This window comes from Mycobacterium sp. NGS48, from assembly GCF_059812585.1.
Window position 1 is genome coordinate 1 of record NZ_JCALCY010000043.1, and the last position, 1,375, is coordinate 1,375.

The window sequence follows — 1,375 nt, forward strand, 5'->3', positions numbered from 1 at the left end:
TAGACATCCCAGGACTGCAAGTTGTCAAGCAGCTTTGATGTCAGGGTTGGTGTGGCGGTGAGCCCAGGCTTTGTGTTCGCTGTAGGCGGTGTGGTGGCGAAGGCAGCCGTGCAGGATGCCGACGAGTCGGTTGCCTAGGGCTCGTAGCGCTTGGTGGTGCAGGTCCCCGGCGGCGCGGTGCTGGTCGTAGAAGGCGCGGGCGCCGGGACTGTTGGTCAGAGCGCAGAAGGCCCACTGGTCGATCGCGTCGTAGAGGCGGCGGTTGCGGACGTGACGGGCCAGCACGGCGCGTTTCTTGCCGGACGCGACGGTCAATGGTGATGTTCCGGCGTAGTTCTTGCGAGACTTGGTGGTGGTGTAGCGGTTCGGGTCGTCCCCGAACTCACCGAGCACCCGGGCGCCGAGGATGACACCAAGTCCTGGCAGGGAGCGGTAGATGTCGGCGTCCGGGTGTGCCTCAAAATGTGTCGCCAACTCGGCTTCGAGATCGGCGATCTGGTGATTCAACTCGGCGATGATCCCGACCGCGGCGCGAGTGGTGGCCCCGAACGCGGCAGTGACTGCGGTCGGTGCGGCGAGCTGCTCGGTGCGCAACGCTGTCTGAATTTCGAGTGCCTTAGCATCGATATTACGTTGCCGCCCGGCGGCTTTAAGCGCTGATCGGATCTTTGAAACACTCAGTCGAGCGGCGTCGGTCGGGGTGGGAGCGCGACCCAGGATCGCTAGGGCGTCGCGGTCGGCCAGAGATTCGAAGGCTACCAACGCCGCGGGGTAGTACTCCCGCAACGCACTGCGCAGCGCATTGGTGTTCCGGTTGCGGCTCCAGATCAGGTTCTGGTGCGCCCGCGCCAGCACCTTGATCGCCTCCACGTCCGGGGTGTCCCCGGCGATCGGGCGGTGATTGTGCCGGTCGGTGCGCACCAGATCGGCCAGCAGTTTGGCGTCGGCGGCATCAGACTTCGCACCCGATACCTGGTGGCGGTCGCGGTAGCGGGCCACGGCGAGCGGATTGACCGCGAACACCTCGTAGCCGGCCGCGGCGAGCGCTTCGACCCACAGGCCGCGGTCGGTTTCGATGCCGATCACCACCTGGGTGGGTTCCTCGGCGTGGCAGGCCACCAGTTCGTGGAACCCGCGAATGCCGGCCAGTCCCTCTGGTAAGCGACGCGACGCCAGCTTGGTCCCGTCGGCGTCCATCAGATAAATGTCGTGATGGTCTTCAGCCCAGTCGTCTCCAACGAATATCGTCAACTTGCCTCCCTGCTCGATGTGAGGTGAACCCTGTTCGAGCCGAAGGACACCCGGCGGCAACCTAATGGATCAGTGCTCGAAGCACGACACCCCATCAGCGCTATTGGCGACCTCACCAACCGGC

Annotated in this window: 1 protein-coding gene; it reads right to left on the minus strand. The window is 64.8% G+C overall.

Annotated elements, in window-relative coordinates:
* Positions 1-24: 24 nt before the first annotated feature.
* On the minus strand, positions 25-1,251 hold the full coding sequence (locus AC5Y42_RS23570; protein WP_499900977.1) for an IS110 family RNA-guided transposase: 1,227 nt from the start codon (positions 1,249-1,251) through the stop codon (positions 25-27).
* Positions 1,252-1,375 lie beyond the last annotated feature (124 nt).